The organism is Paenibacillus sp. PvP094 (assembly GCF_040546835.1).
Taxonomy (GTDB): Bacteria; Bacillota; Bacilli; order Paenibacillales; family Paenibacillaceae; genus Paenibacillus; species Paenibacillus illinoisensis.
This window is the reverse complement of record NZ_JBEPOM010000001.1, coordinates 2,414,513-2,436,312: the sequence shown is the minus strand read 5'-3', so window position 1 is coordinate 2,436,312 and position 21,800 is coordinate 2,414,513. Positions and strand designations below refer to the sequence as shown.

21 protein-coding genes are annotated in these 21,800 nt (G+C 50.1%); 11 read left to right on the top strand and 10 right to left on the bottom strand.

All coding sequences use genetic code 11. The features are described 5' to 3' along the window. The first annotated feature begins 99 nt into the window (after positions 1–99). The 3 genes from ABIC22_RS11300 (at position 100) to ABIC22_RS11290 (ending at position 1,772) form a co-directional block, all read left to right on the top strand. Entirely contained in the window at positions 100–471 is a 372-nt protein-coding gene (locus ABIC22_RS11300) for a CidA/LrgA family protein (RefSeq protein WP_153980303.1), read from the top strand. Further along, a complete protein-coding gene (locus ABIC22_RS11295; RefSeq protein WP_154894656.1) occupies positions 468–1,148 on the top strand; it encodes a CidB/LrgB family autolysis modulator in 681 nt (226 codons plus the stop codon). The genes ABIC22_RS11300 and ABIC22_RS11295 overlap by 4 nt, the downstream gene beginning before the upstream one ends. Before the next feature lie 105 nt (positions 1,149–1,253). Further along, positions 1,254–1,772 (top strand): AbrB/MazE/SpoVT family DNA-binding domain-containing protein, encoded by a 519-nt coding sequence (locus ABIC22_RS11290; protein ID WP_127537386.1) that lies wholly within the window; start codon positions 1,254–1,256, stop codon positions 1,770–1,772. Positions 1,773–1,978: 206 nt separating this feature from the next. Here ABIC22_RS11290 and ABIC22_RS11285 read toward each other — a convergent pair whose 3' ends face one another. Beyond that, positions 1,979–2,350 carry a DoxX family protein gene (locus tag ABIC22_RS11285; RefSeq protein WP_354480854.1) on the bottom strand — a complete coding sequence of 124 codons (372 nt, stop codon included), beginning with the start codon at positions 2,348–2,350 and terminating at the stop codon, positions 1,979–1,981. A gap of 482 nt (positions 2,351–2,832) precedes the next feature. Between ABIC22_RS11285 and ABIC22_RS11280 the strand changes: the two genes are divergently transcribed. Then, entirely contained in the window at positions 2,833–3,105 is a 273-nt protein-coding gene (locus ABIC22_RS11280) for a winged helix-turn-helix transcriptional regulator (RefSeq protein WP_236146850.1), read from the top strand. Between the two features lie 114 nt (positions 3,106–3,219). On the opposite strand, the gene ABIC22_RS11275 is transcribed toward ABIC22_RS11280, so the two are convergent. The 5 genes from ABIC22_RS11275 to ABIC22_RS11255 form a co-directional block, all read right to left on the bottom strand. Then, the gene (locus ABIC22_RS11275) at positions 3,220–4,224 is read right to left on the bottom strand and encodes a Gfo/Idh/MocA family protein (RefSeq protein WP_354480852.1); all 1,005 of its coding nucleotides are present in this window, start codon (positions 4,222–4,224) and stop codon (positions 3,220–3,222) included. Positions 4,225–4,292: 68 nt separating this feature from the next. Then, on the bottom strand, positions 4,293–5,951 hold the full coding sequence (locus ABIC22_RS11270) for a glycerol-3-phosphate dehydrogenase/oxidase (RefSeq protein ID WP_354480850.1): 1,659 nt from the start codon (positions 5,949–5,951) through the stop codon (positions 4,293–4,295). A gap of 402 nt (positions 5,952–6,353) precedes the next feature. Next, complete coding sequence (glpK, locus tag ABIC22_RS11265; RefSeq protein ID WP_127537391.1) at positions 6,354–7,841, bottom strand: glycerol kinase GlpK; 1,488 nt, start codon at positions 7,839–7,841, stop codon at positions 6,354–6,356. Positions 7,842–7,923: 82 nt separating this feature from the next. Next, a complete protein-coding gene (locus ABIC22_RS11260) occupies positions 7,924–8,502 on the bottom strand; it encodes a glycerol-3-phosphate responsive antiterminator (RefSeq protein WP_110758811.1) in 579 nt (192 codons plus the stop codon). A gap of 236 nt (positions 8,503–8,738) precedes the next feature. After that, entirely contained in the window at positions 8,739–9,506 is a 768-nt protein-coding gene (locus tag ABIC22_RS11255) for a GTP cyclohydrolase II (protein WP_354485937.1), read from the bottom strand. 324 nt (positions 9,507–9,830) lie between these two features. Here ABIC22_RS11255 and ABIC22_RS11250 point away from each other — a divergent pair, with 324 nt between their 5' ends. The 4 genes from ABIC22_RS11250 (at position 9,831) to gntK (ending at position 14,591) form a co-directional block, all read left to right on the top strand. After that, positions 9,831–11,105, top strand: coding sequence for an ABC transporter substrate-binding protein (locus tag ABIC22_RS11250; protein ID WP_483312540.1), 1,275 nt, complete (start codon positions 9,831–9,833; stop codon positions 11,103–11,105). Between the two features lie 45 nt (positions 11,106–11,150). Continuing rightward, positions 11,151–12,101 (top strand): carbohydrate ABC transporter permease, encoded by a 951-nt coding sequence (locus tag ABIC22_RS11245; RefSeq protein WP_227779678.1) that lies wholly within the window; start codon positions 11,151–11,153, stop codon positions 12,099–12,101. A 21-nt stretch (positions 12,102–12,122) separates the two neighbouring features. Continuing rightward, on the top strand, positions 12,123–12,950 hold the full coding sequence (locus ABIC22_RS11240; protein ID WP_095290931.1) for a carbohydrate ABC transporter permease: 828 nt from the start codon (positions 12,123–12,125) through the stop codon (positions 12,948–12,950). 87 nt (positions 12,951–13,037) lie between these two features. Next, positions 13,038–14,591: a gluconokinase gene (gene gntK / locus ABIC22_RS11235; RefSeq protein WP_354480847.1), complete on the top strand. Its 1,554-nt coding sequence runs from the start codon at positions 13,038–13,040 to the stop codon at positions 14,589–14,591. A gap of 84 nt (positions 14,592–14,675) precedes the next feature. Here the strand turns inward: gntK and ABIC22_RS11230 are convergent, their stop codons facing one another. Beyond that, positions 14,676–14,960: a hypothetical protein gene (locus tag ABIC22_RS11230; RefSeq protein WP_354480845.1), complete on the bottom strand. Its 285-nt coding sequence runs from the start codon at positions 14,958–14,960 to the stop codon at positions 14,676–14,678. A 158-nt stretch (positions 14,961–15,118) separates the two neighbouring features. Beyond that, positions 15,119–15,490, bottom strand: a complete 372-nt coding sequence (locus ABIC22_RS11225; protein WP_354480843.1) for a nuclear transport factor 2 family protein — start codon at positions 15,488–15,490, stop codon at positions 15,119–15,121. A 123-nt stretch (positions 15,491–15,613) separates the two neighbouring features. Between ABIC22_RS11225 and ABIC22_RS11220 the strand changes: the two genes are divergently transcribed. The 3 genes from ABIC22_RS11220 to ABIC22_RS11210 all read left to right on the top strand — a co-directional run bounded on the left by ABIC22_RS11220 (position 15,614) and on the right by ABIC22_RS11210 (position 17,861). After that, positions 15,614–15,958, top strand: a complete 345-nt coding sequence (locus ABIC22_RS11220) for an ArsR/SmtB family transcription factor (RefSeq protein ID WP_371859943.1) — start codon at positions 15,614–15,616, stop codon at positions 15,956–15,958. 8 nt (positions 15,959–15,966) lie between these two features. Next, complete coding sequence (locus ABIC22_RS11215; RefSeq protein WP_354485932.1) at positions 15,967–16,773, top strand: hypothetical protein; 807 nt, start codon at positions 15,967–15,969, stop codon at positions 16,771–16,773. Between the two features lie 128 nt (positions 16,774–16,901). Beyond that, positions 16,902–17,861, top strand: coding sequence for an MraY family glycosyltransferase (locus tag ABIC22_RS11210; protein ID WP_095360332.1), 960 nt, complete (start codon positions 16,902–16,904; stop codon positions 17,859–17,861). Positions 17,862–18,027: 166 nt separating this feature from the next. On the opposite strand, the gene cydC is transcribed toward ABIC22_RS11210, so the two are convergent. Continuing rightward, on the bottom strand, positions 18,028–19,929 hold the full coding sequence (cydC, locus tag ABIC22_RS11205; protein ID WP_354480841.1) for a thiol reductant ABC exporter subunit CydC: 1,902 nt from the start codon (positions 19,927–19,929) through the stop codon (positions 18,028–18,030). 1 nt (position 19,930) lies between these two features. After that, positions 19,931–21,799: a thiol reductant ABC exporter subunit CydD gene (cydD, locus tag ABIC22_RS11200; RefSeq protein ID WP_354480839.1), complete on the bottom strand. Its 1,869-nt coding sequence runs from the start codon at positions 21,797–21,799 to the stop codon at positions 19,931–19,933. Position 21,800: the final 1 nt, after the last annotated feature.

Here is a 21,800-nt window from a genome sequence, read left to right as displayed (position 1 = left end):
CATGAGATAATGCGATGTAAAATTTGTAACAAGAAAGTGTGTTTCCATTCATTTTCATAAAAAAATAAATCAATCACGTTGATATAAGGAGGAATTGAAGTGAAAAAATGGGGACTTGGTATATTGCAGGTTGCTCTCCTCATGGTCTTTTCACTGCTCATGGACCAGTTGGCCCGTGCTCTCCATTTGCCTATACCGGGTTCGATACTCGGCATGGTTGTACTGTTTATTTTGCTACAGACTCGGGTCGTGAAGCTGCGCTGGATTGAAGTCGGAGCCGCATGGCTGCTCGGAGAACTGCTGCTGTTCTTCATCCCTTCAGCCGTTGGCATCATGAACTACATGCCCATGCTTGAACATGACGGACTACAGATTCTGTTCATCGTCCTGCTGAGTACATTTCTGGTTATGGTCTGCACCGGCCTGGTTGCCACACGAATCGCCAAACGAAAGGAGCGTCACACCGGATGATTGGATTTCTCTGCTTGTTGTTAACTGTCGGTATTTATTGGGTCGCCAAACGCATGTATCGCCAATTGCCCAAGGTTTATCTGTCTCCACTGCTGATCACGCCCCTGCTTGTCGTTGGCGTGCTGCTTGCGACAGGGACGGATTATGCAGATTACAGCAGCGGTGGCAAATGGCTTAGTCTTCTGCTGCAACCGGCTACGGTAGCTTTTGCTGTACCGCTCTATACCTTTTTCCATGTGCTCAAAAAGCATATATCCGAGATTGTTTTCAGTGTCATGACCGGATCAGTGGTGGCCGTACTCTCGTCAGCCCTGCTCGCCAAATGGCTTCAGCTGGACTCCGGGCTGATTCACAGCCTGATTCCGCGTTCCATTACAACTCCGATTGCCATGAATGTCTCGGCTACCATTGGGGGTATCCCCGCTGTTACTGCTGTTTTTGTCATCATGACCGGTTTGCTTGGTGCGATTATGGGTCCTTCTATCGTTAAAATGCTCCGTATTGATGGAGAGATTGCCCGCGGAACCCTGCTCGGAACGGGTGCCCACGGCACAGGGACTTCCAAAGCTTTTGAGCTCAGTTCCCTGACAGGAACCATCTCCAGTATCTCCATGGTACTCGCTGCATTGTTCACTCTGGCGGTAGCTCCCATTCTTTCTAAACTTATTTTCCCATAATAGATAGAATTGTCCCTATTATTTGAAATATTATTGTTGTATTAAAGCCCTTTCTTCCTTACAATAAGGACATGTTTTATAAGCGAATATTGCGGGGGAGATGCGATGAAAAGAACCGGAATGAAGAGATCTCTGGACCGCCTTGGACGAATTGTCCTTCCCAAGGAAATGCGGGATACGATGGAAATCCATATCGGCGATCCGCTTGAGTTTTTCATTGAAGGGAAAGAGTTGATTTTGAGAAAGTACAAATCAACGTTGTGTGTGTTTTGCGGTGATATGGATACGGAAATGTATTTCAAAGAGCAATTCATCTGCCGGACGTGTGCTGTTCAATTAAAACACCCGGATGACTCTCCCGAATGGTTCGTTCCTCAGAACAAACAGGCTCCTGCAGCCGTGGAGCGTCCTGCTTCCGATTCCGCTAAAGTCTCTTCCCCCACTTGGGATGAAGGAACTGTACCTGCCAGCACTGAATACCCTGACCTGCGGCCCAAGACGGCACGCATGCTGCAACAAATGAAAGAAATTGTTGAACAGAATCCTGGTTTGGCTCAGCAGCAGATTGCGGAAAAGCTTGGCATCAGCCAAGGACGCGTCTCCCAATTAAAGAAATTGCTATAATACGATTTCATTTTATTATTTATAATCAGGAGATCTTCCCGATGAGGAAGTCCTACTGCAAGAGAACCCTGTATATGTGTGGGTTCTTCTTTTTTTTATCCTAAAGAAAAATGAATTAAATAAAGGCATCGTAAAAGAGGGCAACTGTTATCACAGCCGCCCTCTTTGACTCTCTGGTTATTCAATCTAACGTTGCTCTAATAAGGTTACGCCTGAATGATTTCCAGGACCTCTTCTTCCTCCAGCTTGCGCATACCGATCGCCAGAACAACAATATTGGCAACGAGCAGGATCGCTGGAAGAGCAGTAGCCCCGTATTGTCCGTAGATCAGATGACTTCCAAGTGCACCAATCAGAATAAATGTCAGCACACCTGCTGCTACCATGCGGGTACGCGGGAGCAATAAACCTACTGCACTAAGCAGTTCTACCGCGCCGAGCAGATACATCGTCCACTTGGGATACGAGAAGCTCTCGAACGTCTGTACCATCATCTCTGCACCCATCACTTTGTTCAGTCCTGTCATCACAAATACACCTGCAAGCACGACCAGAAAAATATATCCAATAACTCTCATTATGTATGTTCCTCCTGTAACTGATCTAAAGGTTAGATGAAAAGAAAAGCTGGAGCATCTTGCCTGCTGCACATGCCACATTCAAATCAAATCTGCAAGATGCTAAATCTATGTCAAAGCCGTCTTGCGACGACTCGGTTTTCAAGCCAACATGTGAACGAATAAAGTGCTCCATATCTATCTATTAGGTATTATTGGATACTGGCTTACTTTTATGAAGTGAGTATATAATAATAAGATTATTTATTCAAGTAATTTTTTGATAAATAGTGTATAATACATACAAAAGGGTTGTTGCATGGATTTTTGCCGTAACCTTTATGAATGAATGCTTCTTATTTTTCGTCAGAGTGGCGGTAAGCCAGGCACTTTTTTTATATACAAGACAATTAGACTATTCCAACATTGTTATGCGAAGTGAGGTGAACACGTTGAAGCTGAGAAAAGCAAAATCACCAAGTCCCTGTTTGATCACACAAGCCATGGACATTATTGGTAAGAAGTGGGTTCTGCTGATCATGTATCAGCTGCTCTCCGGACCTAAGCGCTTCACAGAGCTGGAAGCGGAAATGGCCATTAGCGGCCGTCTGTTATCCGAGCGTTTGAAGGAAATGGAGATGGAAGGCATCGTAACCCGTCATATGTATCCTGAAATTCCACCACGGGTTGAATACGAGCTGACTCCCAAAGGCAAGGCTATTGAGCCGGTGATCAACCAAATTTATGGCTGGTCCTCCGACTGGCTGAAACGATAGCAATGCAGATCCCTCTAATCTAAAACACCAAAAGCCTGAATAGGTACTGATCTTCTCCAGATCAGCTTCCCATTCAGGCTTTTTTCTTGAACTGCAATTTAACTATTAAATAATTTAATGTGAAAGGTTCCGAATAGGCTTCAGCTGCACCGGCAGACCGGAATCGGCAGATGCCAGCGCTGCTGTTGTAATCTCCTGTGTACGGCAGGCATCCGCGTAATCAGACAGAATCTGCGTACGGTCACCCGTCCGAAGAGCATGAATGAACGCCTCGTTCTCCCGTTCATACGGGTTATGTCCTGGCGGAATCTCCTGACCTGCCATTGCGTGAGAAGCAGCACTCGGCAGCAGCAGACGGTCCGGTGTCCAGTCCCATACTCCGGCTTCCGTGTAGAACTGAAGTCCGGCACCGCCTTCTCCATCCGGCAGCAGGCATGTATTGGCAATGCTCGCAATGGCACCGCTCTCCAGCTTAAGCGTAACATTCGCTACATCTGCCACGGTAACATGATCGTGCTTCTCATGCATCACACGCTGGGCTGCTGCAGCATATACCTCAGTAACTTCTCCTGCACAGTATCGGAGCAGATCCACAATATGTGTTGTCTGCTCGACAAACTGTCCTCCGGATCCTTCCTGACGGCGCCACCAGGCAACGCCTGGCATACCACCCATCCAGCGTCCAAGTGCCATGCCGATCGTCTGATCCTTCATTGCCTCCCGAAGCACCTGGGCGGCTTCCTGATAGCGAAAGTGATAACCTACCGAAGTAAGCAAACCTGTATCTCTCACCTGATCTAAAATGTTGCGCGGAATATCCATCCCTGTGCTTAGTGGTTTCTCTACAAGGAAAGGGATGCCGCGACGAATCAGTTCCGATTCAATCGTACCATGTGACATTGGCGGAACGCAGATGTAAACTGCATCCAGCTTCTCCCCATCCAGCATATGTTCAAGCTCGCTGTAGCCAGCTGCGTCATACACGGAAGCCATCGCCTCAGCTTTCTCCAAGGTGGTCCCGAGCACACTTGCCACACGGACGCCTTCCATTCGTGCCAAAATATCTGCATGTACTTTGCTGAACCAGCCTGTTCCAATGATGCCGATCTGTAACGTCATGGATGTAATCCCCTCTCTTTGTTACGCGCTTACATGTTCCATTCGACCCCATCATACAAAATCCTGCATTATATTTTGCCAGATGCCCCCAATATCAGCCGGTCCAGCTCTTGTTCATACCCTGTTCTCTGCTCATCCGTCCAGTACAGCCGATCATTCATGTATTGGATAACTGCCGACTTATACTGACGCACCTCGTCAATTCGGAAAAATAAATCGCCTGTTCGTCGCACCAGGAAGTCTGCCGGGGTTACGGCCATTTCTTCCTCAATTGCATAATTCAGCATGAGCAGCAGTTCCTGCGGCATGCCATGCAGTTCGGCCTTGGCCCGTGGATCAGGCAACCGGTCATAAAGGGAATCCACATTGGATCCATAGGTACGAGCCAGCCGCTCTGCAGCTTGCCGATTAAGTCCGAGCGCTACCCCATCCTTAATCTTGCGCTCTATATAGACGGAGTATCCTGCTGAGCCACCAACGTCCCCTCCGGAAATCGGCATCTTCTTCGTTATGCATGGCCCAATCGATTTCCCTGTTTCCTGTTTGAGCTCCCGGGCTGCCAGATCAACGACCATTTCAGCCATTTTGCGATACCCGGTCAGCTTGCCCCCCGCAATGGTGATCAGTCCGGAAGGGGAGACCCACACTTCATCCTTGCGTGAGATTTCGGAAGGACTCTTGCCTTCCTCATGGATTAATGGACGTATGCCAGCCCAGCCCGATTCCACATCTTCGGCACGAATCTGTACATCTGGAAACATGCCATTTACCGCATCGATTACATAATCCCGATCTGCTTCAGAGATCAGAGGATGCGCCGGGTCATCTCGGAAAACAGTATCGGTGGTACCCACGTATGTTTTGCCATCACGCGGAACCGCGAAAACCATTCGCCCATCAGGCGTATCAAAATATACAGCTTGCCGAAGAGGAAACCTTGATCCGTCGAACACCAAATGAATGCCTTTGGTCATTTGCAGCGTCTTGCCCTGCCTTGAACCGTCTACCTTGCGGAGCTCATCCACCCATGGACCCGAAGCATTGATGACCTTGCTTGCCCTTAATTGAACACGCTCGCCTGTGATCTGGTCTGTGGCCTGAATACCAATGATCTTTCCGTTTTCCTTCACAAACCCGTCTGCTTTTACATAATTCACAGCTTGGGCTCCACGCTTTACCGCTTCTTTCATCACTTCGATGGTAAGCCGTGCATCATCCGTCCGGTATTCCACATATAACCCGCCACCCAGCAGTCCCTCTCGGCGCAGCAAAGGTTCGCTGTCCGAGACAGCTCCAGCGTTCAGCATCGTACGGCGCTCGCTGCGCTTCACACCCGCGAGCCGGTCATACACCATCAAACCAATCGAGGTGCTGAAGCGCCCAAACGTACCTCCCGTATAGATGGGCAGGAGCATCGGCTCCGGTGTCGTCACATGAGGTCCATTTTCATAGACAATTGCCCGTTCGCGTCCTACCTCAGCTACCATTTTCACTTCAAACTGCTTCAGATATCGTAACCCTCCGTGGACCAGTTTGGTTGAACGGCTGGACGTGCCCGCTGCAAAATCCTGCATTTCAACCAGCGCGGTCTTCAGTCCGCGGGACACAGCATCAAGGGCAATGCCTGCCCCGGTAATCCCTCCGCCTATAACTAATATGTCAAAATGTGCATTCGCCATGGATTGAAGATACTCGCCGCGCATCGCTGCCGAGAAAGGTGAAGTCATCGGTCTGCCTCCCATTCATTGCCTTTATTTTTGCTAATCCATCTTCAAAAAAGAACAAAAAAAGACCACGTCATTCGCTGCAGCAATTGCTGAGCGGTACGTGGTCTCTCCCGATCTCCAGACATCATTTTTTAACTTGTGCCTTAATCCTATCACACATTTTGAGCGGCGTGAAGGCCTGAAATGATACATTATTCAAAAAAATTTCAAAAAGTTGTTCTGCCCAAGGACGTAATTTCAAACTGATCCACTAACCTCTTTATTTTCCTAATCATGGATATATGGATTTCGTTCTCCAGGAAAATATCCCCTGTAAGTTATGCATCATTTTCCACCAGTAATTATCATCTATTGAATTTGTTTAATGAAAAAGTACAAATAGCTATATCTTCATATTCTTTCTTATTTGAAGGCCATCGCAGCCTTCACTGCTCGCTGCCAACCGGCGTATAGATCACTTCTGGTATCCTCTTCCATCAGCGGATTGAAAACGCGCTCCGTGTTCTCATGATTCTTCAGTTCATCCGCACTTTCCCAGTATCCTACAGCAAGACCTGCCAAATAAGCCGCCCCCAGAGCGGTTGTCTCGTTCACCGTTGGGCGCTCAACCGGAATGCCCAGAATGTCGCTCTGGAATTGCATCAGAAAGTCATTGGCCGCTGCACCGCCATCGACGCGTAACGAATCGACAGCAATCCCCGAATCGGACTCCATAGCCGCCAGGACATCCTTGGTTTGATACGCCAGCGCTTCAAGCGTCGCTCGAATAAAATGTTCCTTCGTGGTGCCGCGTGTCAGACCGAATACGGCGCCCTTGACCTCGCTGTCCCAATACGGACTACCTAGCCCGACGAAGGCCGGTACCATATACACACCATCTGTGGAGGATACCCGTGCAGCATAATCCTCACTATCCTTGGAGGAACGCAGCATCCGTAATCCGTCACGCAGCCACTGAATGGCAGAACCCGCCACAAAAATGCTGCCTTCAAGTGCATACTCTACCTTGCCATTAACACCCCAGGCAATCGTTGTGATCAATCCATGGTCCGACTTTACCGGATCTTTCCCGGTATTCATGAGCATGAAGCACCCGGTACCATATGTGTTTTTCATACTGCCCTTGTGATAACATCCCTGACCAAATAAAGCTGCCTGCTGATCCCCCGCTGCGCCAGCAATGGGAACCCGGTGGCCGAAGAAATGATAATCCATCGTGTGCGCATACACTTCAGAGGAGCCCCGCACTTCCGGCAGCATCGCTTTTGGAATATCGAGAATACGGAGCAGTTCGTCATCCCATTGCAGATCATAGATGTTGTACATCAATGTACGGGAAGCATTGGATACGTCCGTTACATGGGTACCTCCGCTGAGCTTCCAGATCAGCCAGCTGTCGATCGTGCCAAATAGCAGTTCTCCCTGCTCCGCGCGTTCACGTGCTCCTGGCACATGGTCCAGAATCCACTTGACTTTCGTACCGGAAAAATAGGGATCAATAAGCAGTCCCGTTTTCTCACGAAAAAGGTTAGCCAGTCCCTTCGTCTTCAGCTCATCACAGATATCAGCAGTTTGTCTAGACTGCCATACTACGGCATTATAGATGGGGCGACCTGTTTCCTTATCCCACACCACAACTGTCTCGCGCTGGTTCGTAATCCCGATTCCGGCAATCTGGGCAGGCTTAATTCCACTCTCTGCCAAGCATGAAGCCATAACTGCAAGAATGGAGCTCCAGATTTCATTCGCATTCTGCTCGACCCAGCCCGGTTTGGGGAAATACTGCGGAAACTCCTGCTGAGCAATATGTACAATCTCCCCATTGTGGTTAAACAGAATAGCCCGTGAACTCGTGGTCCCCTGATCAAGAGCCATAATATACTTTTCCATATCGACAACCTCCTGTAAGCATATTGCATCATTCGATATCACAGGTGCCTGATTGACAGATGCAATAATGATTAAATTAATGCTATTGTTTCGGTTCTGTAAGCGATTCCCCAAAATGTCGGATCAGGTCAAAATTGGACGTGGTCACTGCTGTTGCACCGGCCTGCAACGCGAGCTCAACCTCTTGGGCAGACCGGATCAGTCCTCCGGCAATAATGGGAATCCCCGTCCGTTCCGCTACCTCGGTAATAATATGCGGAATAACGCCAGGAAGCACTTCAATATAATCCGGCTGTGTCTTCGTCAGCAGTTGATAACTTTTCTCCAACGCATTTGTATCCAGCAAAAACACCCGCTGAATTGCGGTGATCCCCTTTTGTTTCGCCTTTTGAATCACGGTTGCCCGTGTAGAGATCAAACCCGCAGGACGTATATGCTGACACAAATATTCTGCCGCGTACTCATCGTTCTTCAGCCCTTGGACCAGATCAGCATGCAGCAGAATTTTTTTGCTTCGCCGCCTTGCCTCATCCAGCAAGCTCTCCAGTTGGGCAATGTGGGTATCCAGCAAAACCCCATAGGTGTAAGGGCCATCAATAATCGCTTCGAACTGCTTCATGCTCTTGGCAGCGGGTAACATGCTCTGTCCCTCAAATGGCACCATCGTTCCTCCTGCATCATTCAGATTGCCTATATTGTATAATCCGTATAGTAGATCGGCAAGCAGGGCCCGGCACGAGGAAGCATCCCCATAGTGTTCATCGTTCTGTCGTAAACACCAAAAGGCCGTTGTCATACACCCCTAAGGAAGTGAACAACAACAGCCAAACTTTTTGTCGATTGTACAGCAAGATACCTTCACTGGAATCAACGCTGATTTAACACATAAAGTGAGATTTAAGCCTGTGCATGCGGAAGCAGCACATCGGCCCCGGCCCAACCATCGTTCTCACCCAGGTGACCCGAACGACTTACTTTCGTTTGCAGGTATTTCTCATTGAACGCCGAACGATCGCCCCACAGTGGAACACGTCCGCCCACATTCAGTCCCGCTTCCTGCAATGCAGCCAGCTTCCGCGGATTGTTGGTGATCAACGTAACCGGTGCAGAACGCAGTGCACGCAATACAGCAATGGCATCGTCATAGTTACGAGCATCGTCCGTAAAGCCAAGCTGCAGGTTCGCATCTACGGTATCCAGACCTTCCTCTTGCAGAATGTACGCCATTGCTTTGCTGAACAGCCCAATCCCGCGACCTTCATGGTTCGCCAGGTAGAACAAGGCTCCCGCTCCATGGGCTGCGATCATTTTCATGGATTGCTCCAACTGGAAGCCACAATCACAGCGCTTGCTGCCAAAAATATCACCTGTATGACAGATGCTGTGCATCCGGATCAGTGCTTCCTGCGCTTCGGCAAAATCGCCGTACACGAGCACACTCGACTGCTGACGTTCTGCCAGTTCGGCAGTAGCCAGCGATTCAATCAGCTCGCCGCTCTCCATGACCTTATCCGATTTCAGCCAGCTGTACCACTGAAATGTACGCGTCTCTCCATCCAGATTGACCGGGAGCTTAATCGGTCCAACCAGATATATAAATTCTTTTCCACTCGGAAAAGTCTGGATTTTGGGGGCAAGTAGTTGAATAATATGTGAATTGATCATCATGTTTCGTTCCTCCTGTTAAGCCATTTGATATACAGATTGATTCGTATCCAGACCGAAAAAAGATCACTGGACGTTTATAGTACGTATCTATATTATTGTCATCATCATTAGTTACTTTATGTAAGCAAGTTTAAAATAAAAATTATATTGTGTCAAGTAACTTTTGTTTTTAAAGTAACTAATAAAATCAGGATACGAAACCGACACAAATTTGTGTTTCATTTTCGGAATATTGGGTATGAGTTTATAAACTGCTCATAGAATGATGTTGTAGTCCAAAGTACTTCATGCCTCGAACTTAACGATGAGGGGGTTGTGCACATGATCCGCCGGAAAAGAACCTGCTGGACAGCCATCATGATGGTCTGCGTCCTGCTTATAAGCGGATGCTCCATCTGGCCAGGACAAGACGATTCTGCGAACAACAAAAAGGTAGCGCTTACACTATGGTACTGGAACCGTTCCATTGATGATAAGCTGATTGCCAAGGCCAGGGAACAGTTCCCCAATATTGAACTGACTGCCCAGAAGATCGGCGGTGACTTCAAGGCGAAGCTCAAGACAACGCTGGCCGCCAAATCAGGCGAGCCCGATATTGTGGCCCTAAACGACTGGATCATGGAGCTCTTCCCCAGTGAAGACCGTTTTTATAACCTGTATGATCTCGGCGCTGGGGACGTCGAAGACCAGTATCTTGAATGGAAATGGAAGCAGGGCGTCACGCCCAGCGGACAGATGATCGGTTTCCCGATGGATACGGGACCGACAGCTCTCTTTTACCGGGCAGACCTCTTCAAGGAGGCTGGACTGCCCTCTGAACCCGAGGATGTAAGCCGTCAGCTGAATAGCTGGGAAGCATACGCCGCAGCAGGCGAACAGATCAAGGAGAAACTTGGGGGCAAGGTATTTCTGACCGATAACATTGGAAGCGTTTACAACCAAGTGTTGTCCCAAGGAGCTGAGCGCTACTTCCGCCCGGATGGTTCGTTTATCGGCATGGATTCTCCTCTGGTACGCACAAGCTGGGATACCGCCATTGATTTTAAGCAAAAGGGATTGCTGGCGAATGCAGACGGCTGGACTCCAGGCTGGAATGCAGCGATGAATAATGGGGAAATTGCATCCTTCGTGGGTGCGGTCTGGATGAAGCAGGTGCTACAGGAAGCCGCTCCAGATACATCGGGTAAGTGGCGGGTGGCTCGTGCTCCTGGCGGAGATGGCAATAACGGCGGTTCGTTCCTGTCCATTCTGAAGTCCAGTGAGCACCCTCAGGAAGCCTTCGAGCTGGTGCGCTGGCTGCAGAGTCCGGAAAATCAGCTGGAGCAATATCAGACGTTGAACCTCTTCCCTTCTGCTCCAGGTGTGTTCGACTCTCCCGCAATGAAAGAAGAGGAGCCCTTCTTCGGCGGACAGGCGACGGGGCCTGTATTTGCCGAATCGGCACAGCATGTTCCAGACGCTTTTTTTGGTGAACGTTACCCATCAGTACACAGCATTATTACCCGGCGCCTGAATGATGTCGCGAAGCAAAATGCCGATCCCCAGCAGGTCTGGACCGATACCGTACACCGCGTTGAGCGGGAACTCCAGCGTTAACCTGAAGAACGTGTGTGTTCGATATCTGCATAAGGAGGAATTCATATGGCTGTAACCGAACCCCATCTCACTCCCGAACCCGGAGCCGTGCGTCCGGACCTGGATCGGAAGAAATCTCTCCTGTCCCAAATTTGGGAACATCGTGCCCTATATGCTGCGATCTCACCATTTTATATTCTCTTTGCCGTGTTCGGCCTGTTTCCCATCGGCTTTTCATTGTACCTGGCCTTCCATAAGTGGGACGGCATTGGCGTAATGACCTACAATGGGCTGAACAATTTTAAATACATGCTGACGGATGCCGAGTTCTGGCAGGCTGTAGGCAATACATTCATGATCTGGATATACTCGACCATTCCCATGTTGTTCTTCGCCCTGATTGTTGCCTTTCTGCTGCATGCGCCGTTCGTGAAGTTCCGTACACTGTTTCGAGTCGGTTACTTCCTGCCGAACGTCACATCCATCGTGGCCGTGGCGATCATCTTTGGTGCACTGTTTGCCAACAACTATGGCTTTCTCAACTATCTCCTGCAGTCGGTCGGGCTTCCGGTCGTGGAATGGCTTAATGCGCCTTGGGGTATTAAAGTGGCGATCTCCTCCATGGTCGTCTGGCGCTGGACAGGGTACAATGCGGTCATTTATCTGGCCGGACTTCAGAGTATACCGCAGACCTTGTATGAAGCAGCCAAAATTGACGGTGCATCCGGGATACAATCCTTTTTCCGGATTACGATTCCGATGCTGCGCCCTGTAATTCTGTTCACGGTGATTACATCCACGATTGGCGGCATGCAGCTGTTCACCGAACCTCAGATCCTCGTGGGCAACGACGGCGGTGCAGGCGCAGCCGGGATGACCATTGTTCTGTACCTTTACCGTGAATCGTTCATCAACAATTACTTCGGATATGGTGCAGCGGTGGGTTGGGGCATGTTCCTCATTATCGCCCTGTTCTCCATCGTGAACTGGAAGCTTGTTCAAGGCAAGTCATCCTGATGTGACAAGGGGGGAGCGCTCATGACGTCCAAATACCTCAAATCGCTCGTATTGTATACCGGTCTTATCGGGGGCATGCTCATTTCCATGTTCCCGTTCTATTGGCTGATTGTAATGTCCACCCGGACAACGTCCGACATCTACGCATTTCCGCCCCAGCTCTGGTTCGGGGGAGAACTGTGGAATAATATCAGCCGGGTTCTGCAGCAGATCGACTTCTGGGGTGCATTTGTCAATACACTGTTTGTATCCGGCATGGTGACCGTGCTCGTGCTGTTCTTCGACTCATTAGCGGGTTTTGCGTTTGCGAAGTTTGAGTTTCCGGGCAAAAAGTGGCTCTTTGTCCTGCTGCTGGCCACCATGATGGTGCCTTCCCAGCTGTCGCTCGTTCCTTCCTTCGTGCTCATGGCGACGTTCGGTTGGGTCGGTTCCTTCAAGGCCCTGATTATCCCGGGCATGGTGAATGCCTTCGGCATCTTCTGGATTCGGCAGTATGCCACGGAGTCCATCCCGAATGACCTGCTCGATGCGGGCCGGATCGACGGCTGTAATTTCTTCCGTCTCTATTGGAATGTGGCGCTGCCCATCCTGCGACCTGCGTTTGCGTTTCTCGGCGCATTTACCTTTATCGGAGTATGGAACGACTACCTGTGGCCGCTCATTGTCCTGACAGATGAACGGAAATATACCCTGCAGATTGCCCTCTCACAGTTAAATGGACTGTACAATACGGATTACGCGATGGTTATCGCCGGTACTCTGCTGGCTGTTATTCCGCTCATTATCATGTTCCTGTTCATCAGCCGTCAGTTCATTTCGGACATTGCCGCCGGAGCCGTGAAGGATTAATATTCCTGCATTTTGATCCATCCCTCAAGTCTGATATTCTTATCTATAGATTAATACCAGATGCTCCAGAGAAAGAGGGATAACAAAATGGCTTCTTCACCCTATATGATCGGCGTAGATATCGGTACCACATCCACCAAGGCCGTATTGTTCGAACAAAACGGTTCCATCGTGGCTCAGGGTGGTGCCGATTATCCGCTGTATACTCCTACTCCTGCGATTGCAGAGCAGGATGCGGACGATATTTTCCAAGCTGTTGTAGAATCCGTTAAGCAGGCGACAGCCAAGGCAGGTGTCAAACCGGATGAGATTCTGTTTGTATCATTCAGCTCGGCGATGCACAGCATCCTGCCCGTTGACGAGCACGGCAAACCGCTGATGCGCGCCATGACGTGGGCAGATAATCGCAGCGCGGAATGGACGGAAGCACTCAAAACCGAAATGAACGGTCACGAAATTTATCTGAGAACAGGAACGCCCATTCATCCCATGTCACCACTGACCAAAATCATGTGGCTGACCCGGGAACAACCGGAACTCTTTAAGCAGACCCATAAATTCATCTCCATGAAGGAGTACGTGTTCTTCAAGCTATTCCATGAATACGTGATTGACCACTCCATGGCGTCTGCCACCGGAATGATGAATCTGGAGAAGCTGGACTGGGATGAGGAAGCCCTGCATGTGGCAGGAATTACACCAGACCATTTATCCCGGCTTGTGCCAACCACTCATGTGCTCAAGCAAGGTCTGAACCCGGAGTATGCCAAGGAAATGGGCATTGCAGACACGACGCCATTTGTCATCGGGGCAAGTGACGGTGTGCTCTCCAATCTTGGCGTAAACGCAATTGATCCTGGCGTGGTGGCAGTAACCATCGGCACCAGCGGAGCCATTCGTACGGTCGTGGACAAACCGGTTACCGATCCGAAAGGACGTTTCTTCTGTTACGCGCTCACCGAGGATGCGTGGGTGATCGGTGGGCCCGTGAATAATGGCGGGGTCATTTTCCGCTGGATTCGGGACGAGTTTGCAGCATCTGAGGTAGAAACAGCGAAGCGGCTGGGTATCGATCCTTATGAGGTGCTCACTCGTGTCGCGGAAAATGTACCGCCAGGATCGGAAGGTCTGCTCTTCCATCCGTATATGACAGGTGAGCGGGCTCCGCTCTGGAATCCGAATGCCCGCGGCTCGTTCTTCGGTCTGACGCTTCATCATAAGAAGGAGCACATGATCCGTGCCGCCCTGGAAGGTGTATTGTTCAATCTGTATACCGTCATGCTGGCTATTGAAGAGAAGATCGGCCGTCCTACCAAAATTCAGGCAACGGGCGGCTTCGCCCGCTCCGAATTATGGCGGCAGATGATGGCCGATATTTTCGACCAGGATGTGATTATTCCCGAAAGCATTGAGAGCTCCTGCCTTGGCGCAGCCGTGCTGGGACTCTATGCGCTTGGCCGAATTGATTCCCTGAGTGCGGTATCCGGCATGATTGGATCCACACATCGCCATCAGCCTGACCCGGATCATGTCCGCATCTACCGGGAATTGCTGCCGATCTTCATTCGGATCTCCCGCAAGTTTGAAGAAGAGTATGCGGATATCGCTGCTTTTCAAAATAAAACGATGCATCAGAAGTAGTTGCAGAACATCATCAGCTTAACTCATGTAACGACAAGAAGACCTACTGACATATCAGTAGGTCTTCTATATTGATGTAAACATCTATTCTCCCGCGCTTTGGGCGCTAAGTACAGTACTTCCTATTGTATTAAGGAGTATGGCAGTAATTAAAATTCCAAATACCATATGTGCATTACCCATCACACCATCCGCAATGGTCACATGATATGCAATGTAGATAACGAAATAACGAAGTAGAAAGAACCACAAAATAATGTGAATACAACCGAACAAAATTCCTGATATCCAGCGACGATTGTATATAAGCCCTAATCCGGAGAATAGCAATGATAGACAAACAGATAGCATTTTTTCCTTTTTCCTCATCTGAATTACCTCCTTTTGTTCAATAGTTCTATAACCAGTTCCAAACAATTATAGGTAATTTCAAACAAATATATGAAGGGGAGGAATTCGATAAGAAAAAGGGTTCTCCAATGGGAGTACAGACATTACGGGTTATAAAATCCTATGTGGGAATCTACTCATTTATATTTACTGAATGCATCCTTGTCGTCCTGCACATTTTCCAGATACATAATCTGTCCCTCATCATTCAAGCGGGCGATATCAATCCCTGTTTTTGCATAAACCGTGCCATCAGCAGCTTGCCCACACACAGCCCAGTTCGTTTGGTAGCTGCCATCCGGCTGCAGGACCCACCCGTCCCACATATGTTTGACGTCCATGTTGTACTCGTAGAATGCTTTCATAAAACCTTCAAATCCTCTTCTGCTGGTGCCGTTTAACACAATCTCAGAATCCGGTGTAAACAGAGATAGCAAATCCTGCATCGCACGAGCATCCGTACGGGAAGCGTCAAATAAACGAAAATAGTTGTTTAACAAGGTAGTCATGATGTTCCTCCTGATGGTCATCAATCGATGTGAATTATAGTTCGAATAATTTCAAACTATTGAATAGCAATGTATCACACGATCCAGTCTCCTTACAACCCTCAGTTCGAAAAAAATCAAACATTGAAAGAGACGTTTCAATATGCTACCGTCATAGATATGAAAACACCTACGATACCCATGGCTTCGGAAATGGAGTTTACCACGGTCTGCAATGCACTTGGTGATCCGGTGCGCATGAAGATTGCTCACTGCCTGGCCAGCTCCGGCGAGAAAAACTGTTCCGCCTTCGAAGTAGACCATATTTCCAAATCAACATTGTCCCATCACATCAAAATCCTTCGTGAAGCAGGCCTGATCCAGCCACGTATTGAAGGCAAACAGCATTTTTACTCTTTGCGGAAGGATGATCTAAACAGTCGTTTTCCCGGTCTTGTAGAATTAATATTGAATACGACAGGAGGTTAATTGCATTGTTGGATAAAAAAGCGGCAAAAATACTGCTGAGCACATTCTGGGGAGGTGGCGGCTGGAAGACAGAACGTGCACCGTTCTCCGTGGATGATTTTGAATATGCCAAGAGCAAGCATGTGATGTTCGATCCGCAGACCACCACCCACGATGAGATTGTCCGGCGTCTGCATGAAATTCATCAGGACATCACCTTGAAGGACAGGGTCGTATCGGCTTTTCTGCATAGCCTGTCTACCAAAAAAGTATATCTGCGCAGTGCGCTCTCCAGTTGGGCACTCACCTCACGTTTACCTCTGCATACCTATGGGGAACGGCCCGCGCTTCATGCCAACACCAGTGCATGCGGGGATTGCAATTACCTAAGGTTACAGTCGGACAAGCAGTATGTGAACGCGGATCTGAACGTCCTGAATTTTGAGCGGATCAAATGGGGCGGGGTCCGTCATGGATGGCTGCTCTACTGTCTGATGGATCTGGAGCTGCTGCTTCTTGATAACGATTCAAGCTACGAGGTAACCTCGGAAGACAAGGCCATCCTTGAACAGCTTCTCGCAGCCTGCCAGACTGGTGATCCCAAGGATAGTGCACGCTCGCTTGAAAAGCTGTGGAAAGGTCTGCTCCCTTCGAGCAAACAGGAGCGGGATGCCCTGATTGAGATCTGGGCTGCTGCTGGACTGCTGATTCCTGGAGATACGCCGAGAAGAGGCAAAGGTGGTTCCGGCGATTTTATCTTTGCCGCTACCTGGCAAGGAGATGACGGCTATCATGCGGAAACAGCAAACCACTTCTTTGGATCTTATTTGCAATAAATGATCTGAACTTTGGCTTTCTGCCAACATGTGCGATCATGCAGGTTACAATAATGACATCGACAGATTTCCGCTCTAGCTCGTATAATAGGGGGAAAATGGTAGATGGGAGTGAATCAAGCAATTTTATGGTATACATAATGGCCTTTTTGCTGTCTTTTGTTGTCGTGCTTCTGCTCATTCCTCCGCTTAGCCGACTGGCCCACCGCCTTGATTTTGTGGACAAGCCACGGGAGGACGTAGAACGCAAGCTGCACAGGCAGCCCATTCCACTGACGGCGAGTTACGCGATATTTACCGGATTCTTCCTGACATACATTGCTTTTACGAAGCAGTTGTCCATGGAGACGGCCGCACTGGTTGCAGGCGGTATGCTTCTATTAACGATCGGCACCATTGATGACTGGTACAAAACAAAAGGCAAAGACTTTCCTGCTCTGCCCAAAATGATCATTCAGATCTCTGCGGCCGTGCTGGTATTTGCTTCCGGCATTGCATTCACCGGGTTTGTTAACCCACTGACCTCGGAATACGTCATGCTTCCGTTCTGGCTGCAGTTCATTCTGACGATCCTGTGGATCTTCGGCGTAACCACCGTCATTAACTTCTCGGATGGCATGGACGGGCTTGCTGGCGGATTGTCAGCGATCTCGGCAGTCACGCTGTTTGTCGTTGCCCTGGCCAAAGGCCAGAGCGATTCGGCACTCATGTCCATCGTACTTGTCGGTGTAACCCTTGGGTATCTGAAATACAACAAACCTCCGGCCAAAGTATTTATGGGTGATGCCGGAGCGACATTTCTCGGTTTCATTCTGGCCGTCATTGCCCTTGACGGGGCATTCAAGCAAGCCACCATGCTATCACTATTTATACCGATTCTCGCTCTTGGTGTACCGATCTTCGACAATATCTTTGTCGTTATCAAACGTTTCATTCAAGGCAAAGCCATCTATCAGGCCGATGCAAGCCAGGCTCATTACCGCCTCCTGCGTGCAGGGCTGAACCATAAGCAGGTGGTTGGCGTCTTGTATCTCATCAGTACCTGCCTCTGCCTCTCTTCCATCATTCTCATGTTGGTCGAAATGTAGGGACAGGCGACATTGCTCCATACAGATAAAAAAAGACGAGCCCGTGTATCCACGGGCTCGTCTTTTGGCTGATATGACCCTTCCATCAGCTTTATAACTTGGAGTAGTCTTCTCTCTTCTTTCGATCCACGTAATCTCTGTCCTCAATCCTCGAAATCAACCACACCTACCTGGAAGCTGCCGGCGGCAAGGGGACCCCCGGCTTCTGCCAGTCTGCCCATCCTGGTCGGTCGAGCTCGACAAGACGTCGATAACGCTCTTCCCGAGCCAGCAGCTGTTCGTGAGAACCCTGCATGGCAATCTGTCCATTTTCCATAAAAATGACCTCATCCATCTGTTCAGCACCAATGAGATGATGGGTAACCCAGATCATCGTTTTGCCGTGCATGCTGTTCAGAATGGTGCGCATCAGTGCGCGTTCCGTCACAGGATCAAGTCCCACTGTAGGTTCATCGAAGATGACGACTGGTGTCTCCTGCAGCAGCACCCGGGCCAGAGCAATCCGCTGCCGTTCGCCGCCCGAAAAGCGCATGCCCGTCTCCAGCATCGGGGTATTGTACCCCTGCGGCAGAGATTCGATAAGGCGGGACAAACCGACTTGGTCGGCCACGCGTCTGATCTCCTCATCCGTTGCGTGTGGACGGCCAATTCTCAGATTGTTCGCGACCGTTGTATCGAATAGATGTGGATTCTGATTTAGCACTGCAATGACATCAGATACATTCTCTCCCAGCGTCTGCACAGGCTGATCGTTGATCTGAACTTCCCCGGCTGAAGGGAGCAGAGCGCCCTGAATCAGTTTGAGCAGTGTGGATTTGCCTCCGCCACTGCGCCCGAGAATTGCTAGCCGTTTGCCCTGGGGCAGATGAAGAGAAACATCCTGTACCGCAGGGGCATCTTCGGAAGCATAGCGGTAACTTACATGATCCATTCGAATATCCGCTCTCAGCTTCGGAGGGATACGCAGACGTATGCGTTGATCCCGTGAACGATTCGTCATCTCCACTGATTCAGAAGGGGCTTCAGCCGCCTGCACCGTTTCATCTCTGCTTGATGTGGCTCCTGGAGCGTGTCCCTTACCCTCCAGATGCTGCAATCGATCCAGCGATTCGCGGTACTCGGGGATACGCTCCACAGCATCGGACACAGGCAGTAAGGCTTCCGCAAGTGGAAACAGAACCAATACAAATGCCGCGATCATAACGGCGGGCAACTGTCCTGCCGCAGCCTCGCTTCCTGCCCACAATGTCACAGACACCACCATCAGTCCAATGACACATTGTGCAATCAGGTCACGCCAGCGCGTCCATCTTCGCAGGCTGCGCCGAACGGAATCTGCCCGCTCCTCCCCCTCCTCCTGAAGACGAACGAACTCCACCGCCCGACCACTTGCCAGCCAGTCTCCTAGGCCAAGCACACCGTCAGTAAGGCGCGTATATAAGTGGCTGTTCTCCTTTTTCAACCGTACTTTCTGTTTCCATGTAATCTTTAGCGTGATGACTGGCAGCAACCCAATAAGGAATAACAAGTAAAGACCCATCCACAATGCAAAACCCAGATCCACGGTTCCAAAAGAGATAACTGCTGCACCGTACAGGATCAGTGCCGTGATGGCCGGGAAAACCGTACGCAGATAAATATCCTGCAGCCGCTCCACATCCTCGGCAAGTGCACCAAGCACATCCCCCGTTTGCATCCGTGAACGCAGGAACAGGGCTTGGGGCTCCAATATTCGATACAGCTTCACCCGTTGATCGGCAAGCACACGCAGTACGGCATCATGACCGGCCAGACGCTCGGCATATCGAAACACCGCACGGAAAATCCCGAACGCACGAACACCCACAATCGGTACATATACCATCAGAATGTTTTCAGGGCGGAGCGCAGACTTGGAGATCAGGAACCCTGAAGTAAAGAGCAGCAGCACGGCACAACATGCAGCACATGTCCCCAGTGCAATAACTCCGGCAAATCTCCAGCGGTACTGTACCACGTAAGGAGAAATCCAGCTACTTTTCACACGCCCGTTTCGGACCGTTTCTATCTGCTCATGTTCAGCTTCCATGTTATACCGCCTCCATCTGGGCCCGAATCATCTGGTAATAGACGCCCTGTCTTGCAAGCAACTCTTCATGTGTTCCTGTCTCGGCAACCGTCCCGCTGTCCATCACGATGATGCGGTCCATATGCGGCATCCAGTGCAGGCGATGCGTAGCCAAAAATATGAGTTTGTCTTCAAAACACGGCAGCATCGTCTGTTTCAGCTCATACTCGGTCTCTACATCCAGATGTGCGGTTGGCTCGTCCAGCAGCAGTACCGGCCGTGCACTTAGCAAGGCTCTGGCCAAGGCTACCCGCTGCTCCTGCCCACCGCTGAGCTGTCTACCCCCGGCTCCAATTCGCTCATACAGTCCGTTTGGCAAGGAAGAGACCAGCTGGTTCAAGCCTGCTGCATTAGCTGCCTCTGCGACCTCCGCATCCGATGCTTCCGGCATATAAAAGCGGACGTTATCAGCAAGGGTCCCACTGAATATATACGGATACTGCGGAATGGCAGCCGTTTGTGTTCTCCAGGATTCCATCATCTCCGGGGACACGGGCTGACCGTTCACCAACACTCGTCCTGATGTGGGAAGTTGAAAACCAGCCAGCACGTCAATCAATGTTGATTTCCCTGCACCGCTTGCACCGATGATGCCAACCTTGATCATACCGGAAATCTGAAAGGTGACATCCTCCAGCGAGGTGGCCCCGTCCTCTTCATGACGCACTTGGATGTCGGTAAGCGCCAGTCGGCTGCCCTTGTTCCAGATCAGCTTCGATGAAGCTGAAGACACTTGTCTGGCAGTGCGATCATCATCCAACACAACACGTATGGTCGAGGCATGTTTACGTTCGGAAGAAGACTGCTGTACAGATCTCACTCCGTCCGTCCCTGCCTGTGTCTGAAGAACAGTAGTGGCATACGCTTCCCGCTGTCTCTGCTCGGCTGCCTTCCCCCGCTCAATCATCTGCACAATGGCTTCTCCGGCTTCCTTGCCGTCCAATGTGGCATGATAATCTGCACCCACCATACGCACAGGCAGGAAATACTCCGGTGCCAGAATAAGTACCGTCAGTGCCGGTCCGAGCAGCATTTGTCCTTCCGTTAGCCGCAAGCCAAGGCCAACCGCGACCGAGGCAACCGAGAGCATAGTGAAGAAGTCCAGCGCGAAGGAAGACAAAAAGGCCATGCGCAGTGTAGACATCGTTGCTTTTCGGTAGCGCTGGCTGACTCGAATAATCGTGTCTGTATGCTTGCCGCTCTGGCCCAGCGTTTTCAGCGTTTCGAGTCCGCGAAGCGTATCCACAAAGTGATTGGCCAGTGCCTTGTATGACTTGAATTGCCCATCAATCTTACGCTGTGCAGCCAGACCGACCAGAATCATAAACACAATTAGTATGGGAAGGGTCACCGTCAAAATAACACCGGACATGATATCCAGCTTGAACACATACAAGAGAATAATGATTGGGGTAAATCCCATGCCCAGCATGCGGGGGATAAATAGCTCCAGATACGTCTTGTACTGGGCTGTTCCTTCGCGTGCCAACGTGACCAGATGCCCTGTTCCTTCCGTTTTGGCAAAACGCGGGCCAAGCCTGAACCACTGCTCTACCATTTGCCTGCGCAGGTCTGTTCCCGTTTTCTCTGCATATCGCATCGCCACCAGCTGCAGCCAGAAGGAAATGGCATACCGGGCAGCAAATGCAGCCAGGAACAGCAGCAGCACAGGGTACTGCTCTGCGATGGATGACCCTTCGAACAGTGCCGTTATGGCTTCGGCAAGCCATTTGGCCTGCATAATGATCGTTATCGCCTGCAGCAATACCAGCGCTGAAGCCAACGCCAGTACAGGCCGGATCCCCGGCAGCTTCAGCAGTCCCCGTCCCATA

What these genes read in the sequence shown, in the direction of transcription:
- ABIC22_RS11295 (WP_154894656.1), top strand. Translation starts at nt 468, where the DNA reads ATGATTGGATTTCTCTGCTTGTTGTTAACTGTCGGTATTTATTGGGTC.
- ABIC22_RS11290 (WP_127537386.1), top strand. Translation starts at nt 1,254, where the DNA reads ATGAAAAGAACCGGAATGAAGAGATCTCTGGACCGCCTTGGACGAATT.
- ABIC22_RS11285 (WP_354480854.1), bottom strand. Translation starts at nt 2,350, where the DNA reads ATGAGAGTTATTGGATATATTTTTCTGGTCGTGCTTGCAGGTGTATTT.
- ABIC22_RS11280 (WP_236146850.1), top strand. Translation starts at nt 2,833, where the DNA reads ATGGACATTATTGGTAAGAAGTGGGTTCTGCTGATCATGTATCAGCTG.
- ABIC22_RS11275 (WP_354480852.1), bottom strand. Translation starts at nt 4,224, where the DNA reads ATGACGTTACAGATCGGCATCATTGGAACAGGCTGGTTCAGCAAAGTA.
- ABIC22_RS11270 (WP_354480850.1), bottom strand. Translation starts at nt 5,951, where the DNA reads ATGACTTCACCTTTCTCGGCAGCGATGCGCGGCGAGTATCTTCAATCC.
- glpK (WP_127537391.1), bottom strand. Translation starts at nt 7,841, where the DNA reads ATGGAAAAGTATATTATGGCTCTTGATCAGGGGACCACGAGTTCACGG.
- ABIC22_RS11255 (WP_354485937.1), bottom strand. Translation starts at nt 9,506, where the DNA reads ATGATCAATTCACATATTATTCAACTACTTGCCCCCAAAATCCAGACT.
- ABIC22_RS11250 (WP_483312540.1), top strand. Translation starts at nt 9,831, where the DNA reads ATGATCCGCCGGAAAAGAACCTGCTGGACAGCCATCATGATGGTCTGC.
- ABIC22_RS11245 (WP_227779678.1), top strand. Translation starts at nt 11,151, where the DNA reads ATGGCTGTAACCGAACCCCATCTCACTCCCGAACCCGGAGCCGTGCGT.
- ABIC22_RS11240 (WP_095290931.1), top strand. Translation starts at nt 12,123, where the DNA reads ATGACGTCCAAATACCTCAAATCGCTCGTATTGTATACCGGTCTTATC.
- gntK (WP_354480847.1), top strand. Translation starts at nt 13,038, where the DNA reads ATGGCTTCTTCACCCTATATGATCGGCGTAGATATCGGTACCACATCC.
- ABIC22_RS11230 (WP_354480845.1), bottom strand. Translation starts at nt 14,960, where the DNA reads ATGAGGAAAAAGGAAAAAATGCTATCTGTTTGTCTATCATTGCTATTC.
- ABIC22_RS11225 (WP_354480843.1), bottom strand. Translation starts at nt 15,490, where the DNA reads ATGACTACCTTGTTAAACAACTATTTTCGTTTATTTGACGCTTCCCGT.
- ABIC22_RS11210 (WP_095360332.1), top strand. Translation starts at nt 16,902, where the DNA reads ATGGTATACATAATGGCCTTTTTGCTGTCTTTTGTTGTCGTGCTTCTG.
- cydC (WP_354480841.1), bottom strand. Translation starts at nt 19,929, where the DNA reads ATGGAAGCTGAACATGAGCAGATAGAAACGGTCCGAAACGGGCGTGTG.
- cydD (WP_354480839.1), bottom strand. Translation starts at nt 21,799, where the DNA reads ATGGGACGGGGACTGCTGAAGCTGCCGGGGATCCGGCCTGTACTGGCG.